The sequence below is a fragment of the uncultured Campylobacter sp. genome (assembly GCF_905371695.1).
Classification (GTDB): Bacteria; Campylobacterota; Campylobacteria; order Campylobacterales; family Campylobacteraceae; genus Campylobacter_A.
In genome coordinates, this window is record NZ_CAJPMA010000078.1 from 1 (window position 1) to 8,320 (window position 8,320).

7 protein-coding genes are annotated in these 8,320 nt (G+C 48.2%); 4 read left to right on the forward strand and 3 right to left on the reverse strand.

Annotated features, from left to right (window positions below; translation table 11 throughout):
• Positions 1-443: 443 nt before the first annotated feature.
• Together QZ147_RS07210 and dnaG are read right to left on the reverse strand one after the other, a co-directional pair.
• On the reverse strand, positions 444-1,433 hold the full coding sequence (locus QZ147_RS07210; RefSeq protein WP_295148745.1) for an argininosuccinate synthase domain-containing protein: 990 nt from the start codon (positions 1,431-1,433) through the stop codon (positions 444-446).
• On the reverse strand, positions 1,433-3,124 hold the full coding sequence (gene dnaG, locus QZ147_RS07215) for a DNA primase (RefSeq protein WP_295148746.1): 1,692 nt from the start codon (positions 3,122-3,124) through the stop codon (positions 1,433-1,435). The genes QZ147_RS07210 and dnaG overlap by 1 nt, the downstream gene beginning before the upstream one ends.
• 107 nt (positions 3,125-3,231) lie before the next feature.
• Between dnaG and QZ147_RS07220 the strand changes: the two genes are divergently transcribed.
• The 4 genes from QZ147_RS07220 to QZ147_RS07235 are packed head-to-tail and all read left to right on the forward strand — an operon-like array spanning position 3,232 to position 5,909.
• The gene (locus QZ147_RS07220; RefSeq protein WP_295148749.1) at positions 3,232-4,257 is read left to right on the forward strand and encodes a hypothetical protein; all 1,026 of its coding nucleotides are present in this window, start codon (positions 3,232-3,234) and stop codon (positions 4,255-4,257) included.
• Positions 4,235-4,663, forward strand: a complete 429-nt coding sequence (rnhA, locus tag QZ147_RS07225) for a ribonuclease HI (RefSeq protein ID WP_295148752.1) — start codon at positions 4,235-4,237, stop codon at positions 4,661-4,663. Before QZ147_RS07220 ends, rnhA begins: the two co-directional genes overlap by 23 nt.
• The gene (gene rnc / locus QZ147_RS07230; protein WP_295148754.1) at positions 4,664-5,344 is read left to right on the forward strand and encodes a ribonuclease III; all 681 of its coding nucleotides are present in this window, start codon (positions 4,664-4,666) and stop codon (positions 5,342-5,344) included.
• Positions 5,328-5,909, forward strand: coding sequence for a hypothetical protein (locus tag QZ147_RS07235; RefSeq protein ID WP_295148757.1), 582 nt, complete (start codon positions 5,328-5,330; stop codon positions 5,907-5,909). Before rnc ends, QZ147_RS07235 begins: the two co-directional genes overlap by 17 nt.
• A 901-nt stretch (positions 5,910-6,810) precedes the next feature.
• Here the strand turns inward: QZ147_RS07235 and aroC are convergent.
• The gene (gene aroC, locus QZ147_RS07240) at positions 6,811-7,962 is read right to left on the reverse strand and encodes a chorismate synthase (protein ID WP_295148759.1); all 1,152 of its coding nucleotides are present in this window, start codon (positions 7,960-7,962) and stop codon (positions 6,811-6,813) included.
• Positions 7,963-8,320 lie beyond the last annotated feature (358 nt).

The following is an 8,320-nucleotide window of genomic DNA, read 5'->3' on the forward strand; positions in this document are numbered from 1 at the left end:
ACTCCCGACCTCCGGCTTATGAGACCAGCGCTCTAACCAGCTGAGCTACCGTGACGCGCCAAAATAAGACTGCGATTATACTATCCGCAAACTTATTTATAGATAAATTTAAAAATTAAAAACAAAACCGCACCGCTCGTTCGGGAGCAAAATTTTGCCGCGCCCGCAACCCAACTTGTAACCGAATTTTACAATCCGATATTAAACTAGCAGCTCGACGAATTAGTAAGCAAAACGGTTAAAATCATGCGCTAGCTTAAAATTTCGGCAAGCGCGCAAAACGGAAATTTTAACCGCTGTAAACCAAAATCTAGCTAGCTGAATTTTACGCGTTAAATCGCGCCGCAGACCGACCGATCGCTTCCTTAAATTCGCGCTCGATCCGCGAAAAACGCCGCGCGTAAATTTGCCGCAGCGACCGTGTACGGACAGCCTCTTTTAATCTATTTTACGAAAAATTCCTGCGCCGCAGCCTTATCCACGGGCTCTACGTAAAATTCCATCGCTCCGACGAAAACCCTATATTTCCGTCCCTTCGGCGCTTTGGTGTAAGAAAGCGCGAGCCTAGCGGCAAGCTCGCTATCGCCCTGGCTAGCGCCTGCTGCGATGAAGCTTCTGGCGCCTACGACGTCGTCGTTTCCGTCGAATTTTATAGCTTCGAATTTATCGTTAGGACTTGCGTCTAACGCGTTATTATCGGCTTCGTCGCGCCCGATGATTAGCTTAGCGCCGTCCGGTAGTCGCAAATGGCGCCCTAGTTTTAGCCATTTTACGTCGATATCGCGCATTTGCTCGTCGAATTTCAAGTAATCTTTTATCTTCACCGCAAAGCTCTCTATCGTAAGCAAGCATCCGCCGCCCGGCGTCGCGTAATCTTCTATACCGAACTTAGCCGCAAGCGCCAGCTGAGGCTTGCGGTCGCGTCCGCTAATGCCCAGCAGCCGCTCGCGGTCCACCCAGCCCTCGCGCTCGGGTTTGGTCGGAGGCATAAGCTTGGCGCACATCGGGCGTAGCACGAGATCTTCTTCGTCGTCGGCTAAGCGCTTAACCTGAAACAGCGCCTCCCTGCGCTGGCTCATCGGGCGCTGCCCTAGCACCTCGCCCGTAATTATAAAACTCGCTTCTTCGCTTTCTAGCATAGCAAGCGCGGTTTTAAACATATATCCGTGACAGTCGATACACGGATTAAATTGCTTGCCGTAGCCGTATTTAGGGCTAAAAAGTACGTCGCGCAGATATTCGTTCCTCATATCGACTACTTTGAGCTTCGCGCCCACGAGCGCCGCTCTGCGCGCTAAAACGGCGTGCTTTTCCTCGTCCGCGCCAAATCCGGTATCCATATAAAGCGCCGTCACCTCGACACCTTGCTCGTTCATAAGCTTCATCGCGAGCATGCTATCAAGCCCGCCGCTAAAAAGCGCTAACGCCTTCATTAAATTTCCTTTTTTAAATTTTGTATTATTTTTGAGATTTTCTCTAAATTTTCGACCATCCCGGGCTCGCGGTCGGCTAAAATTTTACGCCTTAAATTTTCGTAAAATTTTAGTTTCAGCGTCGCGATCGCGCGTAGCAGCTTCTCTTTGCTCTCTATCGCCATCGCGCTTTCGTCTAGCTCTATTTCTCGCAAAACGCCTTGCTCTTGCGGGCTTAGAGCGCCATTTGACGCTAGCGCCCTAAACGCCTGCGCGTGACGGGGGAAAAATTTTTCGTCCGCTAGGCTAAGCGCCGTATTTTTAAAATTTTCGTCCGACGACATCGATTTTAACACCGAAATTTCAAGCAGATCTTTTTGCGCTCGCGAAATTTGCGGGACGACGAAATTTCTCGTTTTAGCGCGGATTTGCCGCTCGCCGCCGCTAAAATTTCGGTTAAAATTATCATTCGCCGCCGTGAGAAAAAAACTTCCTTGCTCGATTTTTAGCAGCTTTGCGACCAAAGGCTCGTAGCTAGCCGCCGCGACGGGTTTTAAATTACGCGTATAGGCTAAAATTTCGTCCAGGCATTTTTGCTTTTGCACGGGGCGGGCAAGATCGTAGCGGCTCGCGATATAGCGTATATAAAACTCCCCGAGCTCCGTAGCGCCGCTAAATAGCTCGTTTAAGCGCGAAATTTTACCCGCTTTTACCATATCTGCTGGGTCGGCGCCGCCCTCTATGATCGCTACGCCGCCGTCGATCTCGTTTAGGCTTAAAAGCCGCGCGCTCTTAACCGCCGCGTTTATGCCCGCTTCATCGCCGTCAAAGCACAAAATTACGTTAATCGCGTCTCGCTTAATGAGCGGCAAATGCTTCTCGGTCAGCGCCGTCCCCAGTACGGCTACGGCGTTGGTAAAGCCCGCTAAATGCAGCATTATTACGTCTAAATAACCTTCGGTTATGATAATCTGCTTTTTCTCGAAAATTTTTTGCTTCGCCAAATGATAGCCGTAAAGCAGCTTTGATTTATCAAATAGCGCGCTTTGGGGCGAATTTACGTATTTTGCGGGATTGCCGCTAATAGTGCGCCCGCCAAAACCCGCCAGCTTGCCCGTATGCGTATAAATCGGAAAGGTTACTCGGCTAATAAAACTCGCGTAAATTCCGCGCTCGTTTTGCTTTACGATGCCGGATTCCAGCGCTTCTTGCGGCGTTACGCCGTTATTTTCTAGCAGCCTAATAGTCTGCGCGCTATCGCCCGCCCACCCCAGCTCGAACCGCTCTATCATCGCGTCCGTGATGCCGCGCGAATAGACGTAATCTAGCGCTTCTTTGTTTTGATAAAACTGAGAGCGGTAAAACGCGTTGGCGTTTTCTAAAATTTTCTTATCTTCCTTGCGAGAAGCGCCGCGCTCAGAGGTATATTCTAGGCTAAAATTGCTCATTTGAGCGATCTTTTCGATGGCTTCTGGGTAATTTAATTTTTCAAATTCCATTACGAATTTTATCGCGTCGCCGCCCGCTTTGCAAGCGAAGCAATGATAAATTTGCCTGCTAGGACTTACGCTCATGCTAGGACTTCTATCGTCGTGAAACGGGCAGACGCACTTATAGTTCGCGCCCGCTCGTTTTAGCTCGACGTAATGCCCGATAATATCGACGATATCGATTTGATCTTTTAAACGCTCTATTGATTTTGGCTCTATCATTTAGGGATTTTAGCAAATTTTGGGTTACGGAAATTTTAACTCTCCCCTTAACGCGGGCTTAAAATTTTAATAGTATAATACGCCCAAATTTCAGTTAAAGCGTAAAAATGGATATATTTTTTATCGAGCATAGAGACCCTATTTTTAGCCTTATCGTGCTATTTACGATCGTTTTTATGGTCGCCGCGCTTAGCTACGCGTGGGGCGTGTTCTCGCGCAAGGACGAAAAGCGCCGCATCGAGAAATTTATAAAAAATTTCGACACTAAAAGCAGCCTAAGCGACGAGCATAAGCAAATGCTCGCAAACCCTGAAATAGACGCGCAAAGCCTAAGCGTGCTAGCGCAGACCTTTTGCAAAAACGGAGACTTTGAAAAGGCGATAAACATCTACCTCATCGCGCTGGCTAAGGTAAAAAGTAAAAGCGAGAAGGAATTTATCCTAAACGAGCTTGGAGAGACCTATTTTAAGGCGGGATTTTTAAAGCGCGCTAGCGACGTGTTTTTACAGTCTTTACAGCTCTCTCCGCGCAATCAAGTAGCGCTTAGATACCTAACGATGATAGACGAGAAGCTAAAAAACTATAAAGAGGCGCTTTACGCGCTAAATTCCCTCGAAGAGCTCGGTACGGACGTGCGCGCGCAAAAGGCGTATTTACACGCGTTAGCCGCTATTAGCGACAAAAGCCTAAATTTAAAGGACAAAACGGATAAAATTTTGACCCTTGCGCGAGACTTTCCTTTGGCGAAGCGAATGGCGATGGCGCTTTGGATAAGCGGCGGTGAGGCGCTAGAAAATTTTAAAGATTTCGCGCCGCTTGAAGACGTAATCGATCTAATCTACAACCAGCAAACCCCCGTAAATTTAGGCGATCCTAGCTACCGCGAGCTATTTTACGCCAAGGGCGCTAACGTAGAGCCTTGCGAGATCAAGGGCTTTGAGCTAGGCGTTTTGAGCACGCTAAATAAGGCGAATTTTACCCGCGCGCAGCTAAGCTTTAACTACGTTTGCAAGTCCTGCAAAAACTCCTTTTTCATGCACTTTTACCGCTGTCCGGTCTGCCACGAGCTAGGCAGCGTCAAAATTTTGCCCCACGTAACCGAGCGCAGTGATGAAACAAGTATGCCTTTTTAGCGACGGCTCGTGCTTAAATAACCCGGGACCCGGAGGCTGGGCGTATATTTTAGAATTTAACGGGCACGAGAAAAAAGCAAGCGGCGGCGAGGCGCAAACTACAAATAATCAAATGGAGCTGCGCGCGGTCATAGAGGGGCTAAAAGCGCTTAAAGAGCCTTGCTTAGTAGAGCTCTATACCGATAGCTCCTACGTCGTAAACGCGGTTAACGGCTGGCTAACCGGCTGGGTAAAAAAAGATTTTAAAAACGTTAAAAACGTGCCGCTGTGGCAAGAATACCTACGCGTCTCAAAACCCCACCTAGTGCGGGCAAACTGGGTCAAAGGCCACGCGGGACATCCGCAAAACGAGCTTTGCGACGAAGCGGCGCGCGAGGCGGCCACGAAAATCCAAAATGAGGGATAAATGAAAAATTTAGACGAATTAGAGCGAAATTTGGGCTATAAATTTAAAGACGAGCGGCTGTTAAAAGAGGCTTTGACGCATAAAAGCTGTAGGAAGCCTTACAGTAACGAGCGTTTGGAATTTTTAGGCGATGCGGTAATGGATCTACTCGTGGGAGAGTATTTGTTTAAGAAATTTAGCAGCACGAGCGAGGGCGATATGAGCAAGCTTCGCGCCGCGCTCGTAAACGAAAAGAGCTTCGCGCAAATGGCGGGACGGCTAAAATTGGCGGATTTTATCTACCTTTCAAGCGCCGAAGAGCACAACGGCGGTAGGGGCAAGCCCAGCCTTTTAAGCGACGCTTTCGAGGCGGTAATAGGCGCGATCTACCTAGAAGCCGGACTTGAAAAAGCCCGCGAAATCGGCATAAGACTACTTGAAGAGTGCTTTCCTAAAATCGATTTTTCGCACTTAGTAAAAGATTATAAAACGCAGCTTCAAGAGATCACGCAAGCTACGCACGGCGTGACGCCTAGCTACGAGCTAATAGGCGCCAAAGGCCCCGATCACGACAAGGAATTTCAAATCGCCCTACTTCTAAACGGACGCGAAATTTCAAGAGCGAGCGGCAAGAGCAAAAAAGAGGCCGAGCAAAAGGCGGCCAAGATCGCGGTAGAGGTTTTAAATGGCACCCGCGAGTAAATTCGCAAGGCTCGCGACGCTTTTTACGGCGCTTTTGATACTAGGCTGCACGCAGCCGCCGATCACTCGCGAAGATATGATAAAGCGTTCGAGTTTTGCCGAGATAACGGCGTATTTTTGGGATTTAAACCGAGATAAAAAGCTACCTCAAAACTACCACGGAATGAGCGATCAAGTGATCGTTTTTCAAGATTTTAAAAACGAAAATTTTAGTAGCTTTGACGGCGATTTTCGGGCATGCTGCGACGAGGCGGCGGCGGAATTTATAAAATTCGCGCGCTCGCAAAATCTAGACGTACACGAATTTAGTGCGCCGGTAAATGCTAAAATTGCCGAAATTTTGCCGATAAATTGGGGCGAGGTAAAAGACGCGCTAAAAACAAACGAAGATATAACGCTCGTAGCGTTTGACGCGAAAAATAACGCTCGCGCGGCGCTCGTTAGGGTGCGCTACGCAGGCGAACCGCGAGGCAAATACGGCGGCTTAGGCAAGGGCGAAACGATAAATAGCGTCATATATTTCGGCGAGGAGTTAGCGCAAATTTTAGGGCGTTCGCAGCGCTAATCAAAACTTACCGAAACAGCGGATTCTATGCGCTTGGTCGCGTATTTTCAAACTAGCCTTAAAAACGCCTACGCGCTTAGCCCTGCCGCGCCGATGCTTAAAATCTTAATTTAAACTCGGCAACGAACGCGAAAATATTATGCGCGAGGCTGGCGAATTTGCAGACGAAGTAAAATTTAAATCGTCCGCGCGACAAAATTTGCGCGCAAAATCCGTTAGCTCGTTTTACGGACTTAAAGCGGCGCTAGGTTAAAATTTGGCGCTTACCCTCGTCGCTTGCGGCGAAATTTAACGTCGCATACTTGCCTTAAAAAGCATTTGGGGTTTAGTTTTGCGATTTGCTAATTTTGCTTAATGCGCCAAAAAGCTCTAAGCTCGATGCGACCTGCGGCTAGGCGAAACGGTGCAAAAAACGCGAGATTTTCTCGAAATGAAGCGGATAAATTTACAAATTTACCAAGCCGACAAATTTACTCGTCGCCGTTTTTAGCGTCTTTAAGGTGCTTGCAAAACTCTTCGCAAACGGCTCGACAGACGCGTCCGTAAAAATTCGCGCCGTAGCTTAAACTTGCGCGCTTTATAGTCGGTTTGGGAGCGCGCTGGTCGGCGAGTTTTTATGATTTATTTTTTTGCCGCTAGGGTTAAAAGGCGCAAATTTATAGCTCCTCGCCGCGCTTTACTTTCTATGATTTTTGCATAAATTTTAGGTATTTTACGGCGCCTGCGAGTAAATTTTCTAAGCCGCCGTGCGAAATATTTTTTATATCAAATGTGTCCATTACGCCGTTTATATCATAAATATAAATTCGCCAAACGTCTTTGTCCTCGCAAAAATCATCGCGAATTTCACGCGCGCAGCGTCCGTTTCTTCAGCTTCGCTTGGAGTGCGGTTATCTTGGAGTTAGCCGTAAATTTTCTTTAATTTTGCTAGATTTGCGCTCAGATTTAAAAGTAGCATATCAGCCGCTACTAGCCTTGCCATCGCGGTAGCTACGACGCTGCCGCGCACTCCGATACACGGATCGTGTCGCCCGCGCAGCTCGCAGAGAGTATCCTCTCCGCGCACGTTTTGCGTCGCCTGAGATAAAAATATCGACGGAGTCGGCTTAAAATGCGTCTTTATCGCGACCTCTTGCCCGCTCGTCATGCCGCCCAGCGTTCCGCCCGCGTGATTTGAGGCAAAGCCGAATTTCTCGTCTGAATTTAAACCGCAGCAAGCCGCGCCGTCAAGAGTGGAGTTATCCATGCCCAAATTTAAGCCTGCATATGCCGCGCCCATCGAGTCATTATTTTGGCTGCCGCGCATCTTACTAGCATTCACGCCCTCGCCGATCTCTACGGCTTTGACTCCGTTTATGCACATCATCGCAGCCGCGATAGCCGCGTCAAATTTATAGTATAGCCCCTCGCCAAGCCCGGCCGGCGCGCCGCGGATAACCGTGACGACGCTAGCTCCGACGCTGTCGTGCTCCTGCTTGGCTTTTAGGATTTCCTCTTTCATCGCCTCTTCGTTACCTAGCGAAAATATCTCCGATCGCGCCGCCAGCTCAAAATCCAGCTGCTCGCCGCACGAAATTTCGCCTACGCTAGCTACTCCGCTTTGCACGCTGACGCCAAACTCGCCCAGCAAAATTTGAGCTATCGCGCCGCCCGCCACGCGCACGGCCGTCTCTCTAGCCGAGCTACGTCCGCCGCCTCTGTGGTCGCGGATGCCGAATTTTCGGTAGTAGGCGTAGTCTGCGTGACCTGGACGAAAGAGTTCGCGTAAATTTTCGTAATCGCTGGATTTTTGATTTTCGTTTCGGATGATAAAGCCGATCGGAGTGCCGGTGCTTAGCCCGTCAAACACGCCGCTTAAAATTTCCGCTCGGTCGCCTTCGCTCCTTGCCGTTGCGAATTTCGAGCCGCCCGGTTTTCGCTTGTCAAGCTCGCTTTGGATGAAATTTAAATCTATACGCACGCCTGCGGGAAAGCCGTCTAGCACGCCGCCGATCGCCGCTCCGTGACTCTCGCCGAACGTCGTTAATCTTAGTTTCGCTCCGAAAGTATTCAAAATTTTTCTCCTTTTTAGCGACCCTCTTTTTTTGAAATTTGCGCTCACTATTCTACGCAAACTTATATAGGTGTTATATTTATAATTTTGACTTTTTAAAGTTTATATTCTAGCATAGATAGCTAAATTAGCGGTATTTGACGCGATAAAATCAAGCAGAGGCTGCGGGTGCATGCAAGCTACGAAATTTAAAGGCCGCGAGAGTGGTCTTTTTCTGCATTTTACTCAAATTCTAAAAAATTTATGCGTTAAAATTTTCGACTGTAAATTAAATTTTTATATAGCAATACCACTATTTAATTTTATAGATATCCAGAATATACTTTTCTATATCTGCTTCGCTTGGTGGAGATAATAA